Origin of the sequence: Tessaracoccus sp. OS52, assembly GCF_020687685.1 — a bacterium.
Taxonomy (GTDB): domain Bacteria; phylum Actinomycetota; class Actinomycetes; order Propionibacteriales; family Propionibacteriaceae; genus Arachnia.
In genome coordinates, this window is sequence record NZ_JAJEWM010000001.1 from 292,392 (window position 1) to 317,448 (window position 25,057).

Genomic DNA, 25,057 nt, shown 5'->3' on the forward strand with positions numbered 1-25,057 from the left:
GATCTATCGGTCACACACTTGGGTGGAGCTAGGGGGATTCGAACCCCCGGCCTTCTCATTGCGAACGAGACGCGCTACCAACTGCGCCATAGCCCCTTGTTGACGAGCGGCTCGATACTACCACTGCGCTCGCCCGCGCGACAAAAAGCCGGCTTCAGCGCTCCCAGCCCATGATGGCGACGGCCTGCTTCGTCTCCGGGTACTCGAAGTCCTCGAGGAGGTCGACGAATCCGAACCGCCGGTAGAGCCCGCGGGCGGGATTGTCGGGGTGCGTTGCCAGGAGGGCACGGGACTGGCGCATCGAGTCCAGTTGCGCATGCAGCAGGCTGCTGCCAAGGCCCTGGCCGTGGAACTCCGGGTCGACCTCGATCTCGGCGAGTTCGAAGGCGTCGTCCAGCCATTCGTGATGGCCGGCGGCTTCCATGGCCGGGATGATCTGGCGGGGCCACCAGTTCTCGGGAACGAAGTCGAATCCGAAGACGAAGCCGAGGATCTCGCCGTCGATCTCCGCGACCAGACACGTGGCCCCCTTGTAGGTCATCATCGCCTCGCTGAACACCTTCGAGAAGTGCGCGGCAGTCTCGTCCGTGTGCCCGAAGGCCTCGCGGTAGATGTTGGTGATGCGCCCGACCCGGGAGACGGCCTCCGTCGGGCTGAGCCAGCGCAGTCGATCGTCGAAGTCCTCTTCGCTCATGATTCCCTCTCACCCTTCCTTCGACGATGCTCCGCCAGCCTACGGTCTCCACCGGCCCCATGCATGGGCATCACTCGTTGCCGCTGGCGGGCGGGGGACCCAACTCCTCCAGCGCGTCGAAGAACTCATCGGGAACGTCGGCCTCGACAAGGCCCTCCAGCGCTTCCAGCCGATCCAGCGAGGGGATGCCCACCACGGTCGTGTCCACCAGAGGGCTGCGCATGGAGAACTGAAGTGCGGCCGCAGCCAGGTCCACGCCGGCCTCCTCGGCGAGGTGACGGACCCGTTGCAGGTGGGCGGCGAAGTCCACGGGCATGTCGCGGTAGCCGTACTTGTCGGCGCCGTTTGCGAGCGTGCCCCCACCGAAGGGGGCGGCGTTGAACACCGTCATCCCGAGTTCGCGGGCGCGCTCGAACACCGGCTGCGCCGAGCGGTCCACGAGTGTGAAACGGTTGTGCGAGAGGGCGACGTCGAAGACGCCGGTCTCGATGTAGCGCAGGACCTCCGCCGACGGGCCCAGTGCGATCCCCACGGCCCCCACCAAGCCTTGGTCGCGGAGCGCGAGCAACGCCTCGACGGGGCCGCCGGGCGCCATGGCGTCCTCGAAGCTGATCGTGAACGGGTCGTGGAACTGGTACAGCGGCAAGCGGTCCATCCCGAGCCGCTCCAGGGACTCCTCGAAGGAACGGCGCAGCCGGTCAGCGTCGAAGGAACCTGTCACCATGTCCCGGTCCGCCTTGGAGTAGACGAGCTTGCCCTCCGGGAGACCGCCGGCCCGGCGAATGGCTTCTCCGAGCAGGCGTTCGCTTCGGCCCTCGGCGTAGTTGTTGCTGGTGTCGACGTTCCCCAGCGGGGTGGCGATCAACGCGTCGGCCAGGGCCTCGGCGTCGGGGCGGTCCCCGAGCCGCGAGGCCCCCAGGGTGACTGGAGTGACGGGCACTCGGGTCATGTTGCTCCTCCTGCTGGTGCTGGTTGCCGGGTCCCAATCTATCCCGACGTGGACACATGGTGACCCCGAGCAGCGGAGGGGCCCGGTGAGGTCTAGCGTGGTGCGCATGAGCAACGCGGTCTCGACGTCCAGGCTCACCAAGCGCTTCGGCAAGGTACTGGCGCTCGACCACCTCGGTCTCGACATCCCGGAGGGCTCCATCTTCGGCGTGATCGGTCCCAACGGCGCCGGCAAGACCACCCTGATGCGGCTGCTGCTCGACATCCTGCGTCCCACCTCCGGACACGCCGAAGTCCTCGGCCAGGACCCGCGGGCCGGCGGAAAGCGGCTGCGTGGCCGCATCGGATACCTCCCCGGGGAGTTCCGGGTCTCCCCGCGGCTGACCGGTAACGCCCACGTCAAGTTCTGGTCTGAGATTTCGCCCCAACGCGATTCCCTCGCGCGGGCACGCGACTTCGCCGAGCGCCTCGACCTGGACCTCTCCCGGCCCGCCAGCAAACTCTCCAAGGGGAACAAGCAGAAGCTCGGCGTAGTCCAGGCGTTCATGCACAAACCTGAACTCCTCATCCTCGACGAACCGACCTCAGGCCTGGACCCATTGATCCAGCAGACCTTCCTGGGCATGGTCCGGGAGGCCCATGCCGAGGGCGCCACCGTCTTCCTCTCCTCGCACATCCTCTCCGAGGTGGAGCAGGTGGCCGACGCTGCGGCCATCCTTAGGTCGGGTCGGGTGGTGCGCGAGGCTCCAATCACCGAACTGCGCGCGACGGCGGTCCGCCGCCTCCGCGCGGTGGTGCGTGCCGCCAGCACGGACGAGGTCACGGCCGCCGCCCAGCGCTGCGGCCTGGACCTCGCCGTCGAGCCCGCGGGCGACGGTGAGGTCCGGGTCACCGGGATGGTCGAGGGCCGGGCCAACGACGTCGTCGCGCTGCTCGGGGCGTTCGAGGTGGTTGACCTGGTGCTCTCGGAGCCGGATCTCGAGGAGACCGTGCTGGAGATCTACTCGGAAACCGACGAGGTGGCCTGATGCCCATCTTCATCCAGGTGATGCGGGAGTCCTGGCGCGGCGTCATCTACTGGGGGCTCGCCCTGCTTGCGGTCATGTCGTTGTACCTGTCGTTCTACAGCTCGATGGGCAACGCCGAGGGCCTCCAACTGATGATGAACCAGCTGCCGGAGGGCATGACCGCTGCCTTCGGCTTCCGGGACATCGGCAGCGGCGCGGGCTGGGCGCACTCGACATTCTTCGGGCTCCTCGGACTGTTCATCCTCTCGGCGGCCTGCATCTCCTGGGGTGCGCGAGCGATTGCCGGAGACGAGGAGGAGGGCATGCTGGAGCTGACGCTGGCCCACCGTGTCTCCCGCACGCAGCTCTACCTGGAACGGCTCCTGGGCATGGTCTTCCGGCTCCTGCTCCTGGGCGTGATCGTGGCAGGTGGCCTGGTGCTGCTGGACGGGCCCGCAGGGCTCGAGCTGGACTTCGGGAACATCCCGCCGCAGGTGGTCGCCTACCTCGGTGTCGGACTGGTCTGCGGCACGTGCGCGCTCGCCGTCGGAGCCGTCACCGGTGACCGCGGCCGCGCTACCGGCGCCGGTGCTGCCGTGCTGGTCGGGGGTTTCCTCCTGAATGCCCTCGCGAACGTGGACGAGGGCAACGAGTGGATGGCCACCATCTCGCCCGTCTCCTGGGCCTACGAGAACCGGCCCCTGATCAATGGCTGGGACTTCGAGGGAATCGCGCTGCTCTACGGACTGACTGCCGTCCTCGTGCTGGTCGGCTGGCTTGGTTTCACGCGCCGGGACGTGACCGCCTGAGAGGCCGTCCGAATCGGCGACGCGTACGTGTGCGCGGGCGTAGGCTCGGATGACGTCGAGCAGAACGAAGGAGTTCGGACATGAGCGACAACATCTACAAGGTCAGCGAGATCGTCGGCACCTCGACGGTGGGTGTCTCGGAGGCCATCGACGGCGCGATCGCGCGTGCGGCGCAGACCCTGAAGAACCTGGACTGGTTCGAGGTGACCGAGATCCGTGGGCACATCGAGAACGGTGCCGTGAAGCACTACCAGGTGGGGCTCAAGGTGGGATTCCGGCTGGACGAACCCAGCTAGGCCGGCCAGCGCAGCAGGGCCTGGCGCGCGAGGATCGAGGCGGCCTCGCTGATGTGCAGGCCCATGCCCAGACCCACATCCCTCGCCGGCGTGAGGTTTCCCAGGATCCCGACGGCCGGTAGCTTGCGGAAGTCCTGGCTCGTGATCGGCTCGTCGTCGACCCGCCAGCCCGACATGGTCAGCGCGTCGGCGACGTCCGCCAGGGAGACAGGCCCTGGTTCCGTCGCGGCATGCAGCAGGAACAGCAGCGCAGCGTCGCGTTCGAACCCGTCCGCCTCCGGGATGAGCCGTCCGCCGAGGTGCTCCCACAGCTCCCAGGGGTCCTTTCGCGCTGCATCGCCCGCCCTGGTCAGCAACAGCCTGCCCTTGACCTTGCGGAGCAGCCCGACCTGCTGGAGGCACTCGCGGAAGTGGCGCACCTCGGGAGCGCTGGCCTCCCGGTTGTTCTTGCCGTAGCCGGTCCAGTGCCGCGGCACGAGCTGACAGGCCACCATGACGTCGTCCGGTTTCAGGTACCCCGACGACGTCAGTTCGAGACCGCCAGCGGCGGCCCTGTCCAGGAACCACTGGAACGCAGGGAGTGCGGCCAGCAGGTCCCGGTGGGCGAGTCCTCGCTCGTCGCTGAGCAGCGCCGTGAGCCTGCCCCGCAGGTCATGTCCAATTGTGGTTTCATCCATTCCCGCCGCCAGCTCAAGCAGCCTGGTGGGGATGGCGATCTCCGAATCCGGCTCCGGGGTCCAGAACGCCTCCAGTTCCTCCTCGACGGGGGACGCCTCAGGGTGCTCCGGGCCCCAGTCCATCTGGTGGGGCATCAAGCCATTGCGCTCCACTTGCTGGAACAGCAGCCGCAACTCCGCCAGTTCCGCGCCGGAGGTGACGTCATTGAACCTGCGGCGCAGCTCGGAGTCTGTGGGCCCCTGCTCGTTCATGCCCAGAATCATAGGACCGGCATCCGACGACTGGGCGCAGGTCGGCGCACTTGGCACGTCGGAGTCCGGAAGGGTTCCGGAGAGCCGGGTGCGCCGGGGACGGATCACCCCGCGGGGTACTCCTGCCGCAGCCACTCGATGAGCCCGTCCGCGTGGACCTCGTGGCCACCCTCGTGGATCTGCAGGGATGCGCGCTCGCCGACGCCGAGGCGCTCCCAGTGGGACTTCGCGCGTTCGAACTCCTCCACCACCTGCGGCCACCACGCGATCTGGTCTGCGCGGCCGTGCTGCACGAGGAAGGGGCGCGGGCAGACAAGGCTCGCGAGGTCGGCGTCGCCGAACCCGAGCAGGTGGCCCTGCAGGAAGGCGTGGTGTTCGTCGTGGTCGTAGAAGGTGGAGTACCGGGTGTCCTGGACCACCATCTTGTTGGAGCGGTTGTTGAAGAACCCGAGCGTTGCCACGGCCTCGACTCGGTCGTCCAGGGGGGCCCAGAACTGGGCTGCCAGGCCGCCCCAGCTCATCCCGGCGAGAGCGTAGCCTGCGACGTCGACGTCGGGAGCCACCTTTGCAACGGCGTCGAGCAGGTGCTGGAAGCGCGCGAACTCGAGACCCTCCATGGTGGTGCCCGCCAGCCGGGCGAGCGACTGGGCCCGGTTCCGCGGGGGGATCTCGATCAGGTTCATCGGGGCAAGGACCGCGTAGCCGGCCTCGACCAGTCTGGTGCCGACGGCGTCGTAGGCCCCCTTCTCGGCCAGGCCCATCACGCGCTCCGGTGTGGAACCCAGGCCATGCTGGAACACGACCAGCTTCCTGGCTCCCTCCGGCACGACCAGGAGACCCTGCGCCGTCAGTGAGTCTGCCAGCCGCACGGTGAGCCAGCTTCCGCCCGCGACCTCGGAGTCGCGCACCTCCACGTCGCCCGCGGCCTTCAGGTCGGGCGGCGCCAGGAGCGAACGCCACTCGTCGCGTCGGCTGCGCACGCTGGCCAGGAAGGCCTGCTCAGATGAGTAGTCCCGTTCCCACAGCTGGTCCGACGTCTCGTCGTAGCGGTCCACGAGCCGAGCACGGAAGTAGTTCTCCAGCTCAGCGACGTAGCCCTCCTGGCGCGCCTCGAGGTTCATGGATCAGCCCTTCAGGCCGGACATCGTGGCGCCCTCGGTGAAGTGCCGGGAGGCGAACATGTATGCGATCAGGATCGGAGCGAGCGCGATGGCGGAGCCGGCCAGCGTCGCGCTGAGCGGTGCGTTCTCCTGCAGCATCCGGGCGACGCCCGTCGTGAGCACCTGCATGTCTTCGCGTTGCGCGACGACCAGCGGCCACAGGAAGTCGTTCCAGTGCCACAGGAACACGAACAGGCCCAGGGTCGCCAGGATCGGCTTGCACAGCGGCAGGATGATCGTGAAGAAGATGCGCACCTCACCGGCGCCGTCGACCTTGGCGGCCTCGATGAGTTCATCGGGGATGCTGGTGATGAACTGGCGCATCAGGAAGGTGGCCTGGACGTTGACCAGCGTAGGCAGGATCAGGCCCCAGTAGGTGTTCACCCCGCCCAGCTCCGCGATCAACATGAACTGCGGAATCAGGGTGACGTGGTAGGGCACCATGACCATCGCGACGAACATCCAGAACAGGACCTCGCGGCCGCGGAACCGCTTCTTGGCGAAGCCGTAGCCCGCCATCGAGGCGAACAGCAGGACGAAGAAGACCGACACGAAGGAATAGATGGCGGTGTTGAAGAGCCACTTGGGCATCTTCCCGGTGTTCCAGATCTCCAGGTACTGCTGGATGCTCAGGTCCGTCGGCACGAGGGAGCCGGGGAAGTTCAGCGGGACCCCCGGCTCGCGCATCGACATCACGATCATCGCGTAGAAGGGGAACAGCGAGATCAGGCCGGCGATCACCAGGACCGTGTACTGGGCGACCGCTCCCCAGCCCTTGGGTGACATCCGGTCACGCTTGGCGAAGAAGCTTCGGCGGCCACCGGGTCCACCGTCGTCCGGATCCTGCTGCTCGGGTTCGGCGGCGAGGATCTCCTTGGCGTCCAGAATCGCGGTTGACATCTCAATCGCCCCTACTCATCACGGCGCGCTGGAGCAGCGCCAGGGTTACCAGCAGGATGCACATCGCAACTCCCACTGCGGCTGCGTAGCCGAAGTTGAACAGCCGGAACGCCTCCTCGTAGAGGAGCATGCCCAGCACATTGGTGGCCCCGGCGGGGCCGCCACCAGTCATGACGAACACGACGTCGAAGACCTGGAAGGAGAAGGTGGTCTCGATCACCAGGAGGAAGAACAGTTGCGGCTTGAGCTGCGGGAAGGTGACGAACCAGAAGCGCTGCCAGCCGTTCGCGCCGTCGATCAGGGAGGCCTCGTCCAGTTCACGGGGGAGGTCCTGCAGGCGCGCCAGCACGATGAGCATGTCGAAGCCGAACCGTCCCCAGACGGCCACGAAGATGATGGCCACGAGCGCGAGCACGGGGTGACCGAGCCAGGAGCGGCCGTCGCCCCCGAACCACTGCGCCACGTTGGGAACGATGCCGCCGGCGTTGAACACCCATACGAAGACGGCACCGGCGAGCACCAGGGAGGTGATCGAAGGGATGAAGTAGGCCGCGCGGAAGAATTTGATGAAGGGACCCACGCGGCGCACCAGGAGAGCCAGCGAGATCGAGATGATCATCAGCAGCGGTACCACGGCGACGGTGTAGGCGACGGTGACCGAGAACGAACGCCAGAACGCAGCGTCGGAGAGCATCTCCCGGTAGTTCTCCAGGCCCATGAACTCGAACGCGCCAGAGATCTTGTAGTCGCCCAGGGAGATGAGGATCCCGCCGAAGACGGGGAACAGCTTGAACACAAGGAACAACGTGACGACGGGAAGTACGAAAAGAAAGCCCGCGAGGGCCTCGCGACGCTGCACAAGGCGGCGTCGACGAGGAGCCCTCGCGGTGATGGTGTCGGTGGTCATCGATCAGCCGACGATGTCTTCTGCCTGCGCCTGCATGTCGGCGACGGCGTCCTCGGGGGACTTGTTGCCCAGGAGCACGTTCTGCATCTCGGCCAGGATGACCGAGTTCACCTCACGCGCCTTCGGCTGCTGGACACCGGGGGTCACGACGTCGAGGAACTCACCTGCGGTGGCCTCGGGGGAGCCCTCCTCCATGGTGGTCTCCGCAGACTCCTTCGGCGGGTAGAACAGGCTGAAGTCGTGGATGGCGGTGAGCTGCTCGGGCTGGGTGATCCAGTTCAGGAACACCGCGGCGGCCTCCTTGTTCTCGGAACCCTCCAGGAGGGTGAAGGAGCCGATGGTGCCGTAGCCGGCGCTGGTCTTGTTGGTCAGCGGCGGGCCGACGACGCGGTCGTCGCCCCAGTAGGGCTCCATGATCCCGGCGCCCTGGTACATCTCGCAGACGACGGTGCCCTCCGCGATGCCCGACTGCTCCATGGGAACCGCGGTCACCGAGTCGTCGACGTCGATGTAGCCGTTGTCCGCGAGCGACTTCAGGAACTTCACGGCCTCGAGGACCTCGGGGGAGTCGAGCGTCGGGTTGCCCTCCTCGTCGAAGGTGCTGCCGCCTGCCTGCTGGACGAAGGGCAGGAACGCCATGTCCATGGCGGCGTTGGGGTTGAACCCGAGCTGTGTGGCGTACAGGCCCTCCGCCTTGGCTGCCTCGCCCAGGGCCAGGAGGTCGTCCCAGGTCTCGGGGACCTCGGCGCCGAGCTGCTCCAGGAGCGGTGCCTTGCACGTGGTGGGCACCACGGACATGAGGATTGGTGCGGTGTACTGGTTGCCGTCGATGTTGCCGTACTGCAGGGCGTTCTCGTAGTAGCCGTCGGTGACCAGGAAGTCCTGGAGCGGGGCCAGGGCGTCCTGCGCCTGGTACTGCACCACCTCGTTGGGGATCATGTAGACCAGATCGGGTGCGACGCCGCCGGCGATCGCGCTGGAGAGCGCAGTGTCGCGGTCAGCCCAGGGGAGCACCTCGTTGGTGACCTTGATGTCGGGGTATTCCTCGTTGAAGGCGTCGACCTGGCTCTGCCAGAAGTCCTCGTCGGCGTTGGCGCGGACTTCCGGGCTGATCGGGAACGTACGGAACGTGACCTCCCCGCTGATCTCCGCGGCTTCCTCGCCGGTGGGTGGGGCGCTGGGTGTGTCCTCGCCGCCGCCAGAGCAGGCGACGAGAAGTCCGAGGGCCAGTGCGGCAGCGCCGGCCTTCATGAAGCGTGGGGCCATTACAACTCTCCTTTGGGTTGAGGGGGTGCCTCTTATAGAAAACCTTATCTACCTTCCCCCTCACTGTCCAGCAACGTCGCTGAGCTGTCATTCCTCGGACCAAATTGGCAGTCTTGCCACATGACCACTCCCCGTCAACTCGCTGATGCCTACGTCGCTGATCTCGCGACCCTTGACCCCATCCTCGCCACCCATCTGGGTCACGCCAGTGGGGCTGACAAGCTCCCCGACCTCTCGCCCGCCGGGTACGAGGCAAAGGTGGGGCTGGCCCGAGCGACGCTCGAAGCCTTGGATCGGAGCAATCCCGAGGGCTGGGATGACGTGGAGCGTCGCTGCGCACAGCTGTTGCGCGAGCAGTTGGAGGCTGGGATCGAGGAGTACGAGTCGGGGGACCACCTCCGCTCCATCCGGAACATCTTCTCCCCGGTCCACTCCGTCCGCCAGGTTTTCAGCCTCATGCCGACGGCGACGGCCGACGACTGGGCGGCCATTGCCAGGCGGCTGGGCCAGGTGCCAGCGGCCTATGCGTCATGGGTCCGGACGCTTGAGCAGGGGCGGGAGCGCGGCATCATGTCGGCGCCGAGGCAGGCCGCCACCGTCGTGGGCCAGTTGGAGGAGTGGCTGGAGGCCAGGTGGTTCCACAGCTTCGTCGCCGACGGGCCGAATGAGCTGCGATCCGAACTGGAGGCGGCCGCGACGACGGCGCACCAGGCGGTCGCGACCCTGCGCGACTACCTGGCAGGCACCTACCTCCCGGCCGCCCGGGAAACCCCCGACGCCGTCGGCGAGGAGGCCTACCGCCGGGCGAGCCGGCGCAGCCTGGGAGCGCGGATCGATCCCATCGAGGCCTACGAGTGGGGCTGGCAGGAATTCCTGCGGATCGACGCCGAACTGCGGGAACTGGCCGACAAGCTGCTCCCCGGGTCAACTCCCGTCGAGTGCATGCGCCACCTCGACGAGCATGGCGCCCGGATCGTCGGTGTGGAGGAGGTCCGCGCGCGCCTGCAGCAGATGATGGACCGGGCCATGGCGGAACTGGACGGCACCCACTTCGAGATCGCGGAGCCCGTCCGGAAGGTGGAGGCGATGATCGCGCCCGCCGGCTCGGCCGCCGCCCCGTACTACACCAGGCCAACGCTCGACTTCAGCCGTCCCGGGCGGACTTGGCTGCCCACGCTCGGCCGGACCGAGTTTCCCCTGTATGACCTGGTGAGCACCTGGTACCACGAGGGAGTCCCGGGCCATCACCTCCAGCTGGGACAATGGGTCCACCGTGCGCCCCAGCTGTCGGTCTTCCAGTCCTTCGTCGGCTCCAACAGCGCCGTGACCGAGGGGTGGGCGCTTTACGCCGAGCGGCTGATGGACGAGCTGGGCTACCTGGACGACGAGGCCCGGATCGGTTACCTCGACGCGCAGATCATGCGCGCCATCCGGGTGGTGATCGACATCGGCATGCATCTCGAACTCACCATCCCGGAGGACTCGCCGTTCGCCCCGGGTCAGACCTGGACGCCGGCACTGGCGGAGCAGTTCTTCGGCGAGTACTCGGGCCAGTCCCCGGACTTCATCGCATCCGAGATCGTGCGCTACCTCGGCTGGCCGGGTCAGGCGATCTCCTACAAGCTGGGGGAGAGGGCCTGGCTCGCCGGCCGGGAGGCCGCGCGGGCCGCGCATGCCGCCCGCGGCGAGGAGTTCGAGCTCAAGGACTGGCACATGTCCGCCCTGTCCCTGGGCGCCCTCGGCCTGGATGCGCTGGAGGTGGAACTCGCCCGGCTGTGAGGGCGGGAGTTCAGCGCTCGCGCCGAGGCCTCCTCGGCCTCAGAGCCGCGCTGAGGCTGGTCGTGGCCGCCCAGGGCAGGAGGAAGAACGCGCGCTCGGGTGAGGCCTTTGCGCTCCGGCGCACCAGTTCCGCTGAGCTCCCGGCGGTCAGCAGGGCCAGGACCGCACCCAGGGCACGGGAGCGGGAACGCCCCAGCAGCCCGTGCGAGGCGGTGAGCACGAGGTTCGCGGTCAGGATCTTCGTGAACGCCTTGCGCTCGTCGTCGCGGCCGCCGTCGGCCAGGTCCGAAAGGACCAGGGCTGACATCACGGCCAGGTCCGCATGGACCCCCGCCCAGACCGCGGGCAGGACGATGCCCCTGGAACGGCCGGTCGCGCCCAGTAGGCCGCCTACGGTGGCCGCTGCCGCCACGGCGCCGGTGGTGGCCAGCAGCGTGCGGCGCCAACTGCGGGTGTCGACGTCGCGCACCGCGGCCCGTACGGCGTCGTCGAAGGGGGTGTGTCCTCCGGGGGGCGCACCGACGATGTCGTCGAGGTCCCGTTCGGCCACGACGGTGTTGTTGAGCAGGGAACCGATGAGCGGCCTGGCCATCGTCGTCCGGATGGGGGTCACCAGACCCATCCAGCGGGCCGCGAGGTGCGCCGTCGTGACCGGCGCGGTGAGCACGATCCGGGGGCCCAGACCAACGGCGGCCGCGTAGCGGACCATCATGTCGGCGTAGGTGAGGGCTTCGGGGCCGCCGATGTCGAAGGTGCGGTTCACCGACGGCTCCAGGTCTGCCGCTGCGACTAGGTAGTGCATCAGGTCCGCGACGGCGATTGGCTGGATGCGGTTGCGGATCCAGCTGGGACCGATGGCGCCGGGGAGTCGCTCGGAGAGGTGGCGCAGCATCCGGAAGCTGATGGAGTCCTTGCCGATCACCACGCCCGCCTGCAGAGCCGCTGTGGGTACCCCCGAGTCCATGAGGATCTGGCCAACCTCGACGCGGCTCCGCAGGTGGGGCGAGAGCTCGCCCTCGGGGTGCAGCCCGCCCAGGTAGACCAGTCGCCCGACGCCCGCCTCACGGGCCGCGGCCGCGAACGACTCGGCCATTTGCCGCTCGATGTCGCCGAAGGAGCCGCCCTGCTCCATGGAGTGCAGCAGGTACCAGGCGACGTCGGCTCCGGCCAGCGCCCGGTCCAGGTCCGCGGGCTCGGACGCGTCGCCCTGGACCACCTCGACGGCGCCCCCCCCAGGGCAGGTCCTTGAGCTTGTCCGCGTCCCGGGTGAGCACGCGCACGCGCCAGCCGCGCTCCAGCAGTTCGGGCACCAGTTCGCCCCCGACGTAGCCCGTCGCTCCGGTCACCAGGCCCAGCCGCCCCGTTGCGCTCATGGTTCGCAGCGTACTAGCGCAGGGCGCCGAACAGTGGCGGCAGGACGAACAGCATCCCCAGCGACCACGTGAGGTGGCACACGATCGGACCCAGCACGCCGCCTGTGACGCGGCGCTGAAGGGCGGTCAGCAGACCCAGCGTGAGCGCCGCGAAGGTCAACAGGGGGACCCCGGACCCGAGCGTCGAGGCGCCGTAGAGCAACGTCGAGCCGATCACCTTCCAGCGGCGCCGGAGGGCCGCGTACAGGGCGCCACGGAAGAAGAGTTCCTCCGCCACCCCGCTGACCGCCGTGATGGCCGCCACCAGTGGGAGTGAGCCGAAGCGGGCGTGGTCGAGCAGCCGCTCAACGGGTTCCACGAGGACCGGGACTCGCGAGATGACCACCGCGCCCGCACAGAAGACCAAAAGGAGCGCGAACCCCAGCAGGAACCCGTGCAGCAACGCCGGGCCGGCGCGGCCGTCGCGGGTGCGCGCCTGCCCGAGGTAGAGCTTCCCGGACGCGAGGGCTCCGGCAACCCAGACCAGGGCGACGCCCAGGCTCGCGAGGTAGAAACTTGGGTCGCCCGGCGTGATGGTGAGCGTCAGCCACAGCGCGACGGCGCCCGCCACCAGGGTGACGGCCGTGGCCACCCGACGGCGCGTCTTCTGCCCCGCTGTGTCCTCCGGTTCCTGGTCCACGGGCACCACGAGCGCCGCATGGAAGAACTCGCGCAACTCGCGGATCGGGTTCACACGGCCACAATAGGGCGTAGGTCCGGGCGCGGATGTGACGACGACAAGCCCCGTTGCGCATCGCCGCTACAGAAAGCGTTATCTCTAGCGGTTTCGTTTCTTCGGGCGTATGGTTGTCCCATGATCAGCGTCTTCGATCTCTTCAGCGTCGGGACCGGACCGTCCTCCTCCCACACCGTCGGGCCGATGCGTGCCGCCCGAGCGTTCGTCGAGCATCTGTGCGCCGAAGGACTGCTGCAGGCCACCACCCGCGTCACCGTCGAGCTCGAGGGATCCCTGGCCGCCACCGGTCAGGGCCACGGCACGCCCGGAGCCATCGTGCTCGGGCTCATGGGGCAACAGCCTGAGACGGTGGATCCGCAGGCGTGCCCCGCCCTCATCGACGGCGTGGCGGCGGCCGGGACGGTGGTGCTTGCCGGACACCGGATCGGTTTCGACGTCGGCGCCGACGTGATCGCCGCCGTGGCATCCAGAGCCGCGGCCCACCCCAATGGCATGACCTTCATCGCGCGGGCCGACACCCGCGAGCTCACGCGGAAGAAGTACTACTCAATCGGTGGTGGTTTCGTGCTGGAGGCCGACGCACTGGGGGAGCACGCGGGTGCTGCTGCAGCCGACCACGTGCCCCATCCGTTCCGGACCGCAGCCGAACTGATGGCGATCTGTGACGCCACGGGACTCACAATCGCGGAGGTGGTCCTGGCCAACGAGTTGACCTGGCGCAGCGAGAGCGAGATCCGTTCGGGTCTCATGGGACTGTGGGCGGTCATGCAGGAGTGCGTCGCCAACGGGATCGGCGCGGCCAGCGGTGAGCTGCCCGGGGGGCTTCGCGTTCCGCGGCGCGCGCCGGGGTTGCGACGCAAGCTGCTGGCAGAACCCGGGACCGAGGACCCCCTCCGAGGGATGGACTGGGTGTCCCTCTACGCGCTCGCGGTCAACGAGGAGAACGCGGCCGGTGGCCGAGTGGTGACGGCCCCGACGAACGGCGCGGCCGGCATCATCCCGGCCGTGATGCACTACTACTGGAACTTCGTCCCCGGCGCCGACGAGGCAGGCATCCAGAAATTCCTCCTCACCGCCGCCGCCATCGGCGTGCTGTTCAAGTCGATGGCCTCCATCTCCGGCGCCGAGGTGGGCTGCCAGGGCGAGGTCGGCTCGGCCTGCTCCATGGCTGCAGGGGGGATGGCCGCGGTGCTGGGCGCGGACCCGCACCAGGTGGAGAACGCTGCGGAGATCGGCATGGAGCACAACCTCGGCCTGACCTGCGATCCGATCGGCGGACTGGTGCAGATTCCGTGCATCGAGCGCAATGCCATCGCAGCGATCAAGGCCATCTCGGCAGCCCGGACCGCCCTTTACGGCGACGGGAGGCACATCGTCAGCCTGGACAAGGTCATCGCCACGATGCGCGAGACCGGTGCGGACATGATGACCAAGTACAAGGAGACCTCGCTCGGCGGCCTCGCGGTCAACGTCATCGAGTGCTGAGCGCGACGGTGCCGTTCGCGGTCAGTACACGAAGATCGCGAACCAGGTCGGGTTGTGGGCGTGGACGATGGCCATGAACACGATGGCGTCGAAGAGCAGGTGCACCGCCAGCACGTAGAGCAGTGACCCAGTGCGGGCGAACAGGAAGCCCTGCAGCAATGCGAACGGTGCGGTCAGCAGAGGCCCCCATTCGCGATAGCCCAGTTCCCACAGGAACGACACGAAGATCGTCGCCTGCAAGGCGTTGGCGAGCCACACGGGGAAGTGGCGACGCAGGAGGGCGAAGCAGGTGCAGATGAAGAACAGCTCATCCCAGGTGCCCACGGCGTTGACCCCGAGGAAGAACCGCGCCAGTTCGCTGCCGTCGGTGATGTGTGGCCAGTTGAGGTAGGCGCCGGAGCGGATGAAGTAGAACGGGAGGATCGCCCAGCCCAGGAACGGGACGGCGACGACGTAGGCCGCCTCGAGCCGCGTCCAGTGGTGCCCTCCCCGCCAGGGAAAGGTGATGGCCGCACGACGGTAGAGGAAGCGGTCGGCGAGCAGCGGGACCGCCACCGCGAGGGCCAGCACGGAACCGATCGTCACGAAGCGGTCCCAGCTGACATCTGCCTCGACGGAGGTCAGGCTCACGATCGCCACCCCCAGCGCGATCAGGAGCAGGTCCTTGCCCAGTTCGAGGCGCAGGATGAACCCCGCGGCCACACTCGCGGCCAGGAGGGCGTGGCCCCACCCCGCGTACTGGAAGCCGAAGAGCATGACCGCTGACAGCGAGACGCCGGCGGCCGCGGCCAACTCCCCGAAATGCCACGGCATGGGTGCCGAGTGTTCAGGAGCCGGGCTGGAGGATGCCGCTGACGAGGCCATGCCACCAGCTTGACAGCAGTCAGCGCAGGACGGCCAGCACTACCTCGTGGGTGTCGTCGCCCTCGCCAAGCCTGGCGATGAGCCTGCCAGCGGCGTCCTCGTACGTCGCGTCGGTGAGCACGCCGATCACCTCGAGTTCACCGTCGGCCGCCGCGTCCTGGGCGACCCCGGTTCCCCGGACATCCAGGCCGGGAGGAGCCACGGAGCCATCGCGCAGTGAGACGATCTCGGCCGCGGTGTCGCGCTCCCTGATGACCCGCTCCAGTTCGGCGAGGTAGACGGGATCAGACATCGCGTCGTAGACGTACCGGGTGCCGAGTTCACTGTGCTCGAGCGTGCCGACGAGGGCGTCGTCGGCATCCTCGAGTGGTGCGGCGCGGTAGGTCAGCGGCACCTGGAGGAGGTCGTCGCCTGACCGGGCGAGGATGGTCTCGATTCCGACCTCCCCGTCCGGATCCACGAAGCGGAAGCGGCCCTCCTGCTCGATGGCCGTGGCATCGCCGGTGAACCACACCTGACTGGGCAACCAAGCGGTGAGGAGTTCCAGCTTCGTGGGCGTCAGCGTGGCACCCTGGTGGACTTCGGCGCGGCGGGTCATGGGGTCTCCTTCGTCGGGATGCGTCATGGCTGTGTCGCGCACCATTCAAGCAGAGCGCCGTGGTCGGGACAGTTCAGTGCGCCGGATGTCCCCTCCTGGTGCTGATGTGACCGATGGTCACGTGGTCATGGGCCAAGCCACCCGCGATCAGGAACAGGACTGCTCCAATGAGCATCGGGGCGACCAGCGCGCCCGAGGAACCCATGAACAGGCCGAGGAATCCCGGGCCCTCGCCCGACGCGGACCAGCGCCCCATGGCCGTGGCAAGGAGTTGCGAGATCCCGAGCAGCGCGAGCAGCAGGCCGGCCATCGTCGGGTGCTTCAGCCCGAGCGTGGCCAGGGGGATGAACATCGCCAGCACCACGACAGCTGCCACCGGACCTGACGTGTCCCGCTGGAAGAGGTCCATCCGGGAATCGATGATCGTCACCGCGGACACCACGAGGGTGAAAGCCAGCAGCACGGGGACGGCGACCTCGGGGGACCGGAAGGCCAGCCAGGCGAGGAGGCCGGCGAACGCGATCCACGCGACTGCCGCAGAGATGGCAATCCACAGCGGGAAGTCCGAGAACGCGTAGCCGGCGGCGAACAGGCCACCTGCGATTGCCACCAGGGCCAGGATGATGCCTCCGATGTAGGTGAGGACTTTGCTTGTGCCAGTCATGGCACCCTCCTTCAACCGTGAAGGTGGGGCGACGCGAGCAGCGGACGGATGTTCGCCGGAGCGGTCGTCCTCGGGATCCATTTTACGCCGATTCCCTGGGGATGAAGCCTGGGGAGCGCCCGAATGGCAGCGGCGAGCGGGAGTGGTTTCCCCTGTTCCCCTACGCTGGCCTGCGTGAAGATCCTCCTGCTGGGAAATGGTGGCCGCGAGCACGCGCTGGGCCGCGCACTGGTTCGCGACCCCGAAGTGAGCGAACTGCACGTCGCGCCCGGCAACCCCGGACTCGAAGCCCTCGCCACCCTCCACGCCATCAACCCCGCTGATCCCGACGCCGTCGTGGCGCTGGCCCGGGAGCTGGGGGTGGACCTCGTGGTCGTCGGTCCCGAGGCGCCGCTCGTGGCTGGCGTCGCCGACGCCGTCGTGGCCGCCGGGATCGACTGCTTCGGCCCCTCGGCCCGGGCGGCGGTGCTGGAGGGATCGAAGGCGTTCGCCAAGGAGGTCATGGCCGCGGCCGGCGTGCCGACGGCGGCGTCGCGGCTGTGCGAGACCGCGGAGGACTCGGCGTCGGCGCTCGACGAGTTCGGCGCCACCTACGTGGTGAAGAACGACGGTCTGGCTGCCGGCAAGGGCGTCGTCGTCACCGATGACCGGGAAGCCGCCCTGGCCCACGCCGTCGCCTGCGGGCGGGTGGTGATCGAGGACTTCCTCGACGGCCCGGAGGTGTCCCTGTTCGCGATCTGCGACGGCGAACGGGCACTCCCGCTGTTGCCGGCGCAGGACTTCAAGCGGGTGGGCGACGGCGACGCCGGCCCCAACACCGGCGGCATGGGCGCCTACTGCCCCCTGCCATGGGCCCCGGCCGGGCTCGTCGAGGAGGTCATGGACACCGTCGTGGACCCGACGCTGGCCGAGATGAAGCGACGCGGCACACCGTTCGTCGGCCTGCTCTACGCAGGGCTCGCCCTCACCTCCAAGGGGTTGCGCGTGGTTGAGTTCAACGTCCGATTCGGTGATCCGGAGACCCAGGCCGTGCTGTCGCTGCTGAAGACCCCGCTGGGCGGAGTGCTGCGGGCAGCCGCCCGGGGCGAACTGGACACCGTCGGATCCCTCGAGTGGCACGACGGCGCCGCGGTGGTCGTCGTCTCCGCCGCCGCCGGCTACCCGGGGACCCCACGCAGCGGTGGGCGCATCAACCTGCCCGCCGACGACGAGGACGCCTACGTCCTGCACGCCGGGACCGCGCTCCACGAGGGTCACCTGGTGGCCGCCGGGGGGCGGGTGCTGGGCGTCGTCGGACGCGGGTCGGACCTGGAGGCCGCCCGCGAACGCGCCTACGCCAAGCTGGCCGGGGTGGACTTCGCCGACGGCTTCCACCGCACCGACATCGGGGTTCCCCACTGAGCGCCACCCCCGTCCTTGTGCCATGATCTGGCCATGGCCAAACCTGCTGCCGACGACCGGTGTCCCTGTGGCGGTGAAACCTACGGCACCTGTTGCCAGCCGCTGATCGAACAGACGGCCAAGGCCTGGACCGCCGAGGCCCTGATGCGCTCCCGTTTCACCGCCAACGCCATCGGCGAGACCGACCACCTGTGGCGCACCTGGCACCCGAGGACCCGGCCCAAGCGCGTGCTGCCGTCGGGGAACCAGTGGCTGACCCTTGAGATCCGTGACGTCGTCGACGGGCAGCCGGGTGACTCGACAGGCATCGTGGAGTTCGTCGCGACGTACCGGGACAACTGGCGCACGAAGGTCATGCACGAGCGGTCGACGTTCGAGTACCGAGCCAACCGGTGGCTGTACGTGGAGGCGATCTCCTAGCCCTCGCGGCTCAGGTCTGGGGCGGGATGTCGACCAGCTTGTCGAAGGCCAGCCCGCTGGAGCCCTCGCCCCGGCCGGTGCGCTTGCGGACGCCCAGCCAGGTGAACGTGCGTCCGGCGGTCCAGCGGGTGCGCTGGAAGCTGAGCGTGACGTGGGTGCCCGAGCGCGGCACCTCCTCCTCGTGGAGCAGGTAGCCGACGGCGGGTGTCTCCTCCAGCCCCACCCGCAGCAACGACGTGCGGGGGCGGACGGGATCGGGAGAGGGATCGTCGTCGCCGACCATGATCCGCAGCATCGCCGCGCGCTGCAACTGCACCTCCCGGTTGTCGCCGTCGACGTGGGTTGGGATCATCGGGATCCAGTTCTCCGGGACCGACGTCATGACCTGGTACCGGATCCTGGCGCCCTCAGCCGGCGCTGGCGGCTCCGGCGGGTGCCCGAGCCGGGCCTCCAGCGCACGCTCGAAGAACCCGCGGGTCTGCGCGGCCGCCTCGTGTCCACTGGCCTTCTCACCCGACGGCAGGGCGATGCCGCGCTCGACGCCCCAGACCATGTTCGCCATCTCGTCGCGGGCCAGCAGCACGTCCTCCAGTGGCCTGCCCTCGAGCACCTGCCGAGCGGCCGGGGGGACGACGAGACTGAGGTCCGCGGGCACGTGCGCCTCGCCCTGGGTCGACAGCAGGAACATCGCCCACCGCTGCCAGTCCTCGTCGTCGCCAGAGCCCGCCGCCCGAACCCAGGTCTTCTCGCCGAAGACGTTGGTGACCGCGACGCCCCGGACCTCTGCGATGCTCCCGGCCGGGAGCGTGAACGGGACCACGTACCAGTCGTTGGCGAAGGTGAGGCCGAACTCCACCAGCAGCAGCTTGGCGAGGTCGGTGGTGTCGGGCCGGACGTCGCCGAAGTTGGTGCGGGTGTCCTCGAAGCGCCACCAGCGCGAGTTGGGCATGCCGTTGAACGTGACCTGCGTCGGCAGCATGGCCAGCGTGTGCGGCTCGGGCGGCGTGGCGGCAGGGTCCAGCTCCCCGAGCGGCTCGCCGGAGGGGTCGACGTCGAAGTTGTACCAGTCGAGATGCCCGTGGAAGTACTCCTCGGCCAGCAGGACCTTCTCGCCGGTCTCGGTGGGCGCGGCGACGCCGAACTGGTACTCCAGACGGTTCGGCAGCCACGCCGTCGCCCCTGCCGGTTGCAGGAACAGCCCGTCGAACCACTCGACGAACCGGGCCGCGACGGGGTCGACCAGGGCCGCCATCGCCGACAGCGACGCGATGTTGTCGGTCGCCGCACCCCCGCCGACCAGGTGCGCGTAGAACTTTGCGCCGTCCATCAGCCGACCGCTTGCGGCGGCGAAGTTCGACCACGCCTCGGGGTGGGCCAGGGTCGGCGCGTCGGCCGGGTTCGTGGGGTCGGGAGCGTGCACCCGGTACTCCCCGATGTACTCGCCCCGCGCCGCCGCCGGGACGCCCGCGACGGTGCCCAGCATCTTCAACCACTGCCTGCCCATCAGCAACCGCACGTCGAGCGCGATCTCATGCCCAGCCTGGCTGAACCCGATCGGCAGGCGCTCCACCTCCGCCTCCAGCGGCACGGTCTCGTCGAAGGGTTCGACGGCGCCCTCGGCAGGCCGGTACTTGTGCAGCTTCGTCGTGGTCAGGTGGGCCTTGACGTCGATCGGCGAGCCCGCGTCGTCGCCGTTGAACTCGCCCAGTTGCCATTGCTTGGTCAGCATCCACAGCGGGTCCCGGACCTCGGCCCGCAGGGCACGGTCGAACTTCTCGGTGCGGGGCACGCCCTCGAGGCGGTTCCAGACGGTGATGCCCGGCTTCGTCTTCCCGGCGAGCACCTTGGAGATGTCAGCGGTGATGTCGAACGCCATCTCAGCCCCCGATCCGGTCGACTTTGTTGTTGAGCGCCAGGTCCAGCGCGATCGTGAGCTGGTGGACCTGCGAGGCCAGCACCGTGGCCGGGAGGAACGGTGCGTACGGCGTCGCGTCCAGTTGACGGGGTTCGACGGCCCTGAGCTTGGCCAGGTCGAGCGTCTCGTTGAGGGCGCCCACGACGTCGGCCCACTGCCAGGCGCCGCGGAACTCGGTCGGGGTCACCAGCAGCATCGACTGCGGCGCCTCGGAGTTGGGCCGGTCGTAGTGGAAGGCGATCCCGGTGTCCACGCTCTGGATGGGGATGGTCTCGGTCCACTCGTCGAGCAGCATTCCGCACTGGTCGGCGGTGGCGTCGAAGGCAACGGCGTGGTGGGCGGTGTAGAGCAGGCGGTCGGTGTCCAGCACCTTGTCCGCTGGGAAATCGAGGCCGAGCCAGTGGTCGTCGGCGCGGAAGGGGAGCTGGATGGCCACCAGCTCGGGCTCTGACCGGCCGAGGGCCCCGGAGAACATGACGGTCTGCTCCCAGGCGAACAGCTTGTCCCGCACCCGGGCCAGCCCGTAGAGCCAGTCGTCGACGGGGAAGTCGCTGGTGAGGTGGCGGAAGAGGTGTCCTGAGGCGGAGTCACCCTCCGCCTTGGTGAGCTCAGCGGCTTGCGTGGCGGGCAGCGCGAACACCGGGAAGACGCGAAAATCCTCACCGAGCAGCTGCCTGGCTGCCAGTTCCAGCGCCGCCAGCCGGGCCGGGGGATCGGTGGTGGCGTCGTGGGCGTCGAAGCTTTCCTGTGCGGCGGCGAGCCTCGCGTCCACGTCGGCGATCACCTGCAGCAGTACCCGGCCGGTGTCCTCGCTGAAGCGGGTGAGCTCCGCATCGTGCTCGGTCAGGGAGTACTCGACGGCGTCGAAGCCGGACACCGGCAGCAGCGCCTCGACGTCGGCGCGCAGCCCGGACACGGTGCGTCGCGTGGTGTCGCCCACGGCAGCGAACTGGTCCCGCTTGGCCTCGAACGCGGCGAGCTTCGCGGTCAGGATCCCCTGGTAGGTCGCGACGTCGGGAAGCGGGGTGGTGACGGTAGTGGAGATGGCCCGTTCGGCTTGCGCCAGCAGGGAGAGCTTCTCCTCGTCGGTCGGGGCGAGCGTGGCGGCGGTGCGCTTCTCGACGAACTCGGCCTGCTTGACGTCCCACCGCGACACGAGTGTGTCGGCCTGCTCCAGGAGAGCGTTGAACGTCCTGCGCTGGAAGTCGTAGGCGAAGGCCCACCCGGCCTGCGGGATGCCGAACCTGCTCGCGCGGGCGAGGAGCTCCGCCACGTCGTCGACGAGGTCGTCGACGCTCCCGGCGGTCCCGCCCGCGAGCGCGTCGGCTTCGGTCTGCAGGTCGGTGCGCAGCGTCGTCAGCGCGGCGTGGACCCTGTCCAGGCGCCCCTTGTCGACGGCGGCCGAGGTGTCCTGCTCCGGCGAGCTGTCGTTCATGAGCGACAGGTCCGTGGGTCGCAGCGGCCTCGACAGCGTCGCCAGCCGTCGGAGGTTTCGCACCAGCGGCAGCAACTCGAAGACACTGTGGTCGGCGCCGCCGGCGTCGAGGTAGGCGATGGTGACCGGGCGGTCCGGACGAGGGTCCGCGGCGGCGCGGACCCGTCGGGTCACCAGGTCGTCCAGGCCGAAGGTGGCCGAGCCCGCGTCGTCGCGCAGGAGCAGCAGCAGGTCCGCCGGCTGGAGGCCCAACTGGTCCAGCGTGACGTCGATCGGCTCGGCCGTACCGGTGGCCGCCGAGGTGTAGGTGGCGACGCACCCAACCGTCGCCAGGGGCGGCAGCACCTGGGTGAGCCAGGCGTTGAGTCCGGGCTCCGCAGTGGCCCGCGGCGTCATCGGAAGGCCGCCGGTGGGGGAGACGTCCGGGTCGGCCTCCGGATCCAGGTGGAGGGCCACGCGGTGGGTGAGGCCGGTGCCGCTCAGCGGGGTGCGCACGATGTCGGGCTCCGGTGGGAAGTTCCCGCGGGCGTAGGCGTCGTAGGTGGAGGCGACCCGGTCGTAGTTGCCGAGCACGGCTTGGTAGACGCCCTCGGACAGGGCCAGGTCCGCGACGGCGTCGTGCGCCTCCCGCAGCCTGTCGGCCTCCGCGTTGATGGCGGCGGCCTCCGTGGGCGAGGCGGGCTGCAGGCCGGTCTTCCCGAACGGGTAGGTCAGCTTCCCGCTGGCGGCCATGTGCTCCGCCAGCGCCAGCCCGTCGATGACGTTGCGCGCCTCGATGTTGGTGATCGGCTCAGCCGGGTCCGACTTGGTGGAGGCGAGCTTGTCCGCCCTGAGCGGGAAGGCCTTGCGCAGGTCGAGGATGAACTTGTCCACCTCTGCGAGGGCGTGCCGGTCATGCAGCCCCCGCTCGAACTGGTAGCCCAGCAGGCTGGACAGGCTCTGCCCGGCGCGGATGCCCTCGATGAGGGCGAGGGCTGAGCGCACCCGCTCCGAAGTGAGGTTGACCGCGAGCGCCTGCCGGTTGTCTTCGCCGGCATTGGAGATGAAGCCGTTGCGAAGCACCGCGGCGGCCGTGGCGTGGTTCAGGGACGGGGCGTGGACGTAACCCTGGTTGGTGCTGTCGGTCATGAGGGGGGAACGGTCCTTGAAGACCTCGGCGAGGTCGTCGGGGACGTCGGCGGGGGCGAGGGCCTTGTGCTCCGGGCGGAGGTCCTCCAGCCAGGCATAGCCACCGAGGTGGAGGCCCTGGCGGACCTCGTCCTCGGCGCCGTCGCGCAGGTTGCGCATCATCGTCAGCTGCAGGTTCACCAGCCCCTGCAGCCACGCGTCGAGGCGGTAGGAGGCCAGGTCCAGGTGGTCGGCGGTCACCCGCTCGAGGACGGCGGTGGGCTGGTCCTTGAGCCGGTCCAGGGCGGTGAGCTGGTCCGCCAGGGGGAAGTCCAGTGAGAAGCTCCGCAGCTGGAGCCCGATGTAGCTGTGCACCGGGAGGCTGGCGTTGCCCGTCACCTCCACCGCGCTGCCGTACAGGGGGCCGTACCGGCTCTCACTGGCCAGGGCGTTGTCGCGGACGTGGAGGAAGGGGTCGTCGGCGCGGGCCAGCCGGACCTGCTGGGCGTCGAAGAGCCCCGCACCCTCGTAGAGCCGGATCCCGGCGTCGGAGTAGCCGAGCTGCAGCGCGTGCCTCAGCATCAGGTAGAGCAGCGCGGTGGGACGTTTCCCGTCGACGAACCCCTGCTGCCGGTAGAGCGCGTCCAGCGAAGTGTTGGCGGCGTCGGCGAGCCATTCGAGGTAGTTGCGGCCGTCGTCGGTCCAGGCGCGGACCGGGTTGGTCTCGGAGAGCGGGGAGTCGTCGACGACGCCGCCGGAGAGCAGGTTGTGCCTCCCGGAGAAGGCCAGGTCGAGGATCTTGGGGTTGCCGTCGCCGTCGTAGCCGAGGTCACTGAGTCGCTGGCGTGCCGCCACCCGCTCCGCGGCTACGAGGAAGGCGTTGATCCGGCCGCCGAAGCCCAGCAGGTTCAGCCGGTTGTACAGGGTCTGGAGGGACTCGGCGTAGCGCTGATCCCACTCCACGGACCCGGGGTGGAGACCCAGGACGTCGAGCAGCAGCTGGTGGGGGTCCCCCGCTCCGCCGACGTGGGAGAGGTCGTCGACGAGGTCCTCGAAGTCCTCCCGCATGCCGAGCAGGACCCCGTGCAGGCCGGACAGGAAGTTGTTGCCGCGGTGGTTATCACGACGCACGTCGCCCTCGAACCAGCGCATCCTTGAGTACGCGGTGGCCGGCAGGATCCCGTAGGGCTGCTGCCCGATCCTGATGGCCGGACACGCGCCGCCCCCGACGACGTAGCGGGTGAGGAACTCCCTGGTGGCGGAGATCGTGGCGTCATCGAAGACCGGTGCCATCATGGTCTCCATCCAGTACCCGAACGTGCCCGGCCACAGTGCGGTGTGCATCGCGCGGGCGGCCAGCTGGTCCTGGGAGCCGGCACCGTGGACGTGCTGCAGCAGGGCGGGGTCGATGCCGAGGAGTTCGGCAAGCCACTGCCCGTCGCGCTTGTCCAGCCAGCCTCCTGCCGCGGTGAACAGCGGTGTGGCCAGGTCGTCGAAGCTCTGGTCCGGGTCGTCGAGGCGGTCGAACCCGGTGCCCACGTCCTCGGTGTTGTTCGTCGGTGTCCCCTGCGGCAACACCTCGATGCCGGTGCGCCGGTGGGTGTGGTGCAGCAGCAGCGTCTCCAGTTCGTCCTTGACGGACTCCTCGGAGCCCATCCGGATGCCGACGACATGCACCCGCCGGAAGCCGCGCGCGGCTTGCGTGGAGCTCAGCGGGATGCGCATTGCCATCCCCACCTCCACGGCCCGCTCGAAGTCGGTCAGCCAGGTCAGTTCCTCGGGCACCACGAGGTTGCCCTGGGCGTCGTGGGTCAGCTGTTCGGCTTCTGGCGCGTTGGGATCAGGGCCGAGGAGCAGCGGCTGCACAACTTCCGAGCCGACGCGCACGAGCGGCTCGGTGGTGGCGTCGCCCTCGTAGCCGAGGAAGACGAACCGTTGCGGCAGGACCAGCGCGCGCGGGGCGCTTGACCAGGCGGTCTCCCTGGTCTGGACCTGCGGAAAGGTCAGCTCGGCGGCGCCGTCGTCGACGGGCCGGTGGGCCTGGACCAGCCACCGTGAACGGCCGGAGCCGTGGGCCTTGACGAGGGCCGCCCAGGCGCCGCGTTGCTGGTCGACGTCGTCGCCGGCCGCAGCCATCGATTGCCAGTACGCCTCGGTGTTGGCCACCTCGGTCCCGGTCAGTGCAGGGTCGAAGGTGTCGATCCAGCAGTCGTCGGGGAAGATCCGCAGCCACAACTCATCGGCCCCGCCGGCCACCTGCATGAACCGCGTCTCGAGCCGCAGCGGCATCAACAGGATGGGCAGGGTGTCTTCGAGGTGCCCCAGCGAGAGGCTGCGGTCCAGTACCTGTGCGAACTCGGACAT

The 25,057-nt window shown here is 68.9% G+C and carries 21 protein-coding genes, 1 tRNA gene and 1 pseudogene; 7 read left to right on the forward strand and 16 right to left on the reverse strand.

Translation table 11 applies throughout. The annotated features are described in order from the left end of the window. Nucleotides 1–23 precede the first annotated feature (23 nt). From LKO27_RS01265 to LKO27_RS01275, 3 genes are all read right to left on the reverse strand, one after another. A tRNA-Ala gene (locus LKO27_RS01265) sits at nucleotides 24–96 on the reverse strand. Between the two features lie 58 nt (nucleotides 97–154). After that, the gene (locus tag LKO27_RS01270; RefSeq protein ID WP_227735095.1) at nucleotides 155–694 is read right to left on the reverse strand and encodes a GNAT family N-acetyltransferase; all 540 of its coding nucleotides are present in this window, start codon (nucleotides 692–694) and stop codon (nucleotides 155–157) included. 70 nt (nucleotides 695–764) lie between these two features. After that, nucleotides 765–1,643: an aldo/keto reductase gene (locus tag LKO27_RS01275; protein ID WP_227735097.1), complete on the reverse strand. Its 879-nt coding sequence runs from the start codon at nucleotides 1,641–1,643 to the stop codon at nucleotides 765–767. Nucleotides 1,644–1,749: 106 nt separating this feature from the next. Here LKO27_RS01275 and LKO27_RS01280 point away from each other — a divergent pair, with 106 nt between their 5' ends. The 3 genes from LKO27_RS01280 (at nucleotide 1,750) to LKO27_RS01290 (ending at nucleotide 3,754) form a co-directional block, all read left to right on the forward strand. Next, the gene (locus LKO27_RS01280) at nucleotides 1,750–2,670 is read left to right on the forward strand and encodes an ABC transporter ATP-binding protein (RefSeq protein ID WP_227735098.1); all 921 of its coding nucleotides are present in this window, start codon (nucleotides 1,750–1,752) and stop codon (nucleotides 2,668–2,670) included. After that, nucleotides 2,670–3,458: an ABC transporter permease subunit gene (locus LKO27_RS01285; RefSeq protein ID WP_227735099.1), complete on the forward strand. Its 789-nt coding sequence runs from the start codon at nucleotides 2,670–2,672 to the stop codon at nucleotides 3,456–3,458. Before LKO27_RS01280 ends, LKO27_RS01285 begins: the two co-directional genes overlap by 1 nt. 80 nt (nucleotides 3,459–3,538) lie before the next feature. Then, a complete protein-coding gene (locus LKO27_RS01290; protein ID WP_227735100.1) occupies nucleotides 3,539–3,754 on the forward strand; it encodes a dodecin in 216 nt (71 codons plus the stop codon). Here the strand turns inward: LKO27_RS01290 and LKO27_RS01295 are convergent. The 5 genes from LKO27_RS01295 to LKO27_RS01315 form a co-directional block, all read right to left on the reverse strand. Continuing rightward, nucleotides 3,751–4,683, reverse strand: coding sequence for a hypothetical protein (locus tag LKO27_RS01295; RefSeq protein WP_227735101.1), 933 nt, complete (start codon nucleotides 4,681–4,683; stop codon nucleotides 3,751–3,753). The two genes, LKO27_RS01290 and LKO27_RS01295, sit on opposite strands and share 4 nt — an antisense overlap. Nucleotides 4,684–4,787: 104 nt before the next feature. After that, nucleotides 4,788–5,804 carry a dienelactone hydrolase family protein gene (locus LKO27_RS01300; RefSeq protein ID WP_227735102.1) on the reverse strand — a complete coding sequence of 339 codons (1,017 nt, stop codon included), beginning with the start codon at nucleotides 5,802–5,804 and terminating at the stop codon, nucleotides 4,788–4,790. A 3-nt stretch (nucleotides 5,805–5,807) separates the two neighbouring features. Beyond that, nucleotides 5,808–6,743, reverse strand: coding sequence for a carbohydrate ABC transporter permease (locus tag LKO27_RS01305; RefSeq protein WP_227735103.1), 936 nt, complete (start codon nucleotides 6,741–6,743; stop codon nucleotides 5,808–5,810). Between the two features lies 1 nt (nucleotide 6,744). Next, entirely contained in the window at nucleotides 6,745–7,650 is a 906-nt protein-coding gene (locus tag LKO27_RS01310) for a carbohydrate ABC transporter permease (RefSeq protein WP_227735104.1), read from the reverse strand. Between the two features lie 3 nt (nucleotides 7,651–7,653). Beyond that, nucleotides 7,654–8,916 carry a sugar ABC transporter substrate-binding protein gene (locus LKO27_RS01315; RefSeq protein ID WP_227735105.1) on the reverse strand — a complete coding sequence of 421 codons (1,263 nt, stop codon included), beginning with the start codon at nucleotides 8,914–8,916 and terminating at the stop codon, nucleotides 7,654–7,656. 120 nt (nucleotides 8,917–9,036) lie between these two features. On the opposite strand from LKO27_RS01315, the gene LKO27_RS01320 reads away from it, so the two are divergent. Continuing rightward, the gene (locus LKO27_RS01320) at nucleotides 9,037–10,695 is read left to right on the forward strand and encodes a DUF885 domain-containing protein (protein ID WP_227735106.1); all 1,659 of its coding nucleotides are present in this window, start codon (nucleotides 9,037–9,039) and stop codon (nucleotides 10,693–10,695) included. 10 nt (nucleotides 10,696–10,705) lie between these two features. Here the strand turns inward: LKO27_RS01320 and LKO27_RS01325 are convergent, their stop codons facing one another. The 3 genes and pseudogenes from LKO27_RS01325 to LKO27_RS01330 all read right to left on the reverse strand — a co-directional run bounded on the left by LKO27_RS01325 (nucleotide 10,706) and on the right by LKO27_RS01330 (nucleotide 12,801). Continuing rightward, nucleotides 10,706–11,911: an NAD(P)H-binding protein gene (locus LKO27_RS01325; protein ID WP_370629920.1), complete on the reverse strand. Its 1,206-nt coding sequence runs from the start codon at nucleotides 11,909–11,911 to the stop codon at nucleotides 10,706–10,708. 79 nt (nucleotides 11,912–11,990) lie between these two features. Next, nucleotides 11,991–12,068, reverse strand: a pseudogene (locus LKO27_RS15460) (hypothetical protein); the annotation flags it as partial. 13 nt (nucleotides 12,069–12,081) lie between these two features. Continuing rightward, a complete protein-coding gene (locus LKO27_RS01330; protein WP_227735107.1) occupies nucleotides 12,082–12,801 on the reverse strand; it encodes a CPBP family intramembrane glutamic endopeptidase in 720 nt (239 codons plus the stop codon). Between the two features lie 120 nt (nucleotides 12,802–12,921). Between LKO27_RS01330 and LKO27_RS01335 the strand changes: the two genes are divergently transcribed. Further along, nucleotides 12,922–14,289, forward strand: coding sequence for an L-serine ammonia-lyase (locus LKO27_RS01335; protein WP_227735109.1), 1,368 nt, complete (start codon nucleotides 12,922–12,924; stop codon nucleotides 14,287–14,289). 21 nt (nucleotides 14,290–14,310) lie between these two features. Here LKO27_RS01335 and LKO27_RS01340 read toward each other — a convergent pair whose 3' ends face one another. From LKO27_RS01340 to LKO27_RS01350, 3 genes are all read right to left on the reverse strand, one after another. Then, complete coding sequence (locus LKO27_RS01340) at nucleotides 14,311–15,102, reverse strand: type II CAAX prenyl endopeptidase Rce1 family protein (RefSeq protein ID WP_227735110.1); 792 nt, start codon at nucleotides 15,100–15,102, stop codon at nucleotides 14,311–14,313. A gap of 70 nt (nucleotides 15,103–15,172) precedes the next feature. Continuing rightward, entirely contained in the window at nucleotides 15,173–15,751 is a 579-nt protein-coding gene (locus LKO27_RS01345) for a hypothetical protein (protein ID WP_227735111.1), read from the reverse strand. Nucleotides 15,752–15,824: 73 nt separating this feature from the next. Beyond that, entirely contained in the window at nucleotides 15,825–16,415 is a 591-nt protein-coding gene (locus tag LKO27_RS01350; protein ID WP_227735112.1) for a hypothetical protein, read from the reverse strand. 174 nt (nucleotides 16,416–16,589) lie between these two features. Here LKO27_RS01350 and purD point away from each other — a divergent pair, with 174 nt between their 5' ends. Both purD and LKO27_RS01360 read left to right on the forward strand, forming a co-directional pair. Next, nucleotides 16,590–17,816, forward strand: a complete 1,227-nt coding sequence (purD, locus tag LKO27_RS01355; protein ID WP_227735113.1) for a phosphoribosylamine--glycine ligase — start codon at nucleotides 16,590–16,592, stop codon at nucleotides 17,814–17,816. Nucleotides 17,817–17,849: 33 nt separating this feature from the next. After that, the gene (locus LKO27_RS01360) at nucleotides 17,850–18,236 is read left to right on the forward strand and encodes a YchJ family protein (RefSeq protein WP_227735114.1); all 387 of its coding nucleotides are present in this window, start codon (nucleotides 17,850–17,852) and stop codon (nucleotides 18,234–18,236) included. A 10-nt stretch (nucleotides 18,237–18,246) separates the two neighbouring features. Here LKO27_RS01360 and LKO27_RS01365 read toward each other — a convergent pair whose 3' ends face one another. Together LKO27_RS01365 and LKO27_RS01370 are read right to left on the reverse strand one after the other, a co-directional pair. Continuing rightward, a complete protein-coding gene (locus tag LKO27_RS01365) occupies nucleotides 18,247–20,112 on the reverse strand; it encodes a hypothetical protein (RefSeq protein ID WP_227735115.1) in 1,866 nt (621 codons plus the stop codon). Nucleotide 20,113: 1 nt separating this feature from the next. Beyond that, nucleotides 20,114–25,057, reverse strand: coding sequence for a hypothetical protein (locus LKO27_RS01370; RefSeq protein ID WP_227735116.1), 4,944 nt, complete (start codon nucleotides 25,055–25,057; stop codon nucleotides 20,114–20,116).

Coding starts and splice junctions, on each gene's coding strand:
- LKO27_RS01315 (WP_227735105.1), bottom strand. CDS start 8,916: ATGGCCCCACGCTTCATGAAGGCCGGCGCTGCCGCACTGGCCCTCGGA.
- LKO27_RS01365 (WP_227735115.1), bottom strand. CDS start 20,112: ATGGCGTTCGACATCACCGCTGACATCTCCAAGGTGCTCGCCGGGAAG.
- LKO27_RS01270 (WP_227735095.1), bottom strand. CDS start 694: ATGAGCGAAGAGGACTTCGACGATCGACTGCGCTGGCTCAGCCCGACG.
- LKO27_RS01345 (WP_227735111.1), bottom strand. CDS start 15,751: ATGACCCGCCGCGCCGAAGTCCACCAGGGTGCCACGCTGACGCCCACG.
- LKO27_RS01305 (WP_227735103.1), bottom strand. CDS start 6,743: ATGTCAACCGCGATTCTGGACGCCAAGGAGATCCTCGCCGCCGAACCC.
- LKO27_RS01300 (WP_227735102.1), bottom strand. CDS start 5,804: ATGAACCTCGAGGCGCGCCAGGAGGGCTACGTCGCTGAGCTGGAGAAC.
- LKO27_RS01335 (WP_227735109.1), top strand. CDS start 12,922: ATGATCAGCGTCTTCGATCTCTTCAGCGTCGGGACCGGACCGTCCTCC.
- LKO27_RS01310 (WP_227735104.1), bottom strand. CDS start 7,650: ATGACCACCGACACCATCACCGCGAGGGCTCCTCGTCGACGCCGCCTT.
- LKO27_RS01340 (WP_227735110.1), bottom strand. CDS start 15,102: ATGCCGTGGCATTTCGGGGAGTTGGCCGCGGCCGCCGGCGTCTCGCTG.
- LKO27_RS01280 (WP_227735098.1), top strand. CDS start 1,750: ATGAGCAACGCGGTCTCGACGTCCAGGCTCACCAAGCGCTTCGGCAAG.
- LKO27_RS01360 (WP_227735114.1), top strand. CDS start 17,850: ATGGCCAAACCTGCTGCCGACGACCGGTGTCCCTGTGGCGGTGAAACC.
- LKO27_RS01320 (WP_227735106.1), top strand. CDS start 9,037: ATGACCACTCCCCGTCAACTCGCTGATGCCTACGTCGCTGATCTCGCG.
- LKO27_RS01285 (WP_227735099.1), top strand. CDS start 2,670: ATGCCCATCTTCATCCAGGTGATGCGGGAGTCCTGGCGCGGCGTCATC.
- LKO27_RS01350 (WP_227735112.1), bottom strand. CDS start 16,415: ATGACTGGCACAAGCAAAGTCCTCACCTACATCGGAGGCATCATCCTG.
- LKO27_RS01290 (WP_227735100.1), top strand. CDS start 3,539: ATGAGCGACAACATCTACAAGGTCAGCGAGATCGTCGGCACCTCGACG.
- LKO27_RS01370 (WP_227735116.1), bottom strand. CDS start 25,057: ATGTCCGAGTTCGCACAGGTACTGGACCGCAGCCTCTCGCTGGGGCAC.
- LKO27_RS01275 (WP_227735097.1), bottom strand. CDS start 1,643: ATGACCCGAGTGCCCGTCACTCCAGTCACCCTGGGGGCCTCGCGGCTC.
- LKO27_RS01295 (WP_227735101.1), bottom strand. CDS start 4,683: ATGAACGAGCAGGGGCCCACAGACTCCGAGCTGCGCCGCAGGTTCAAT.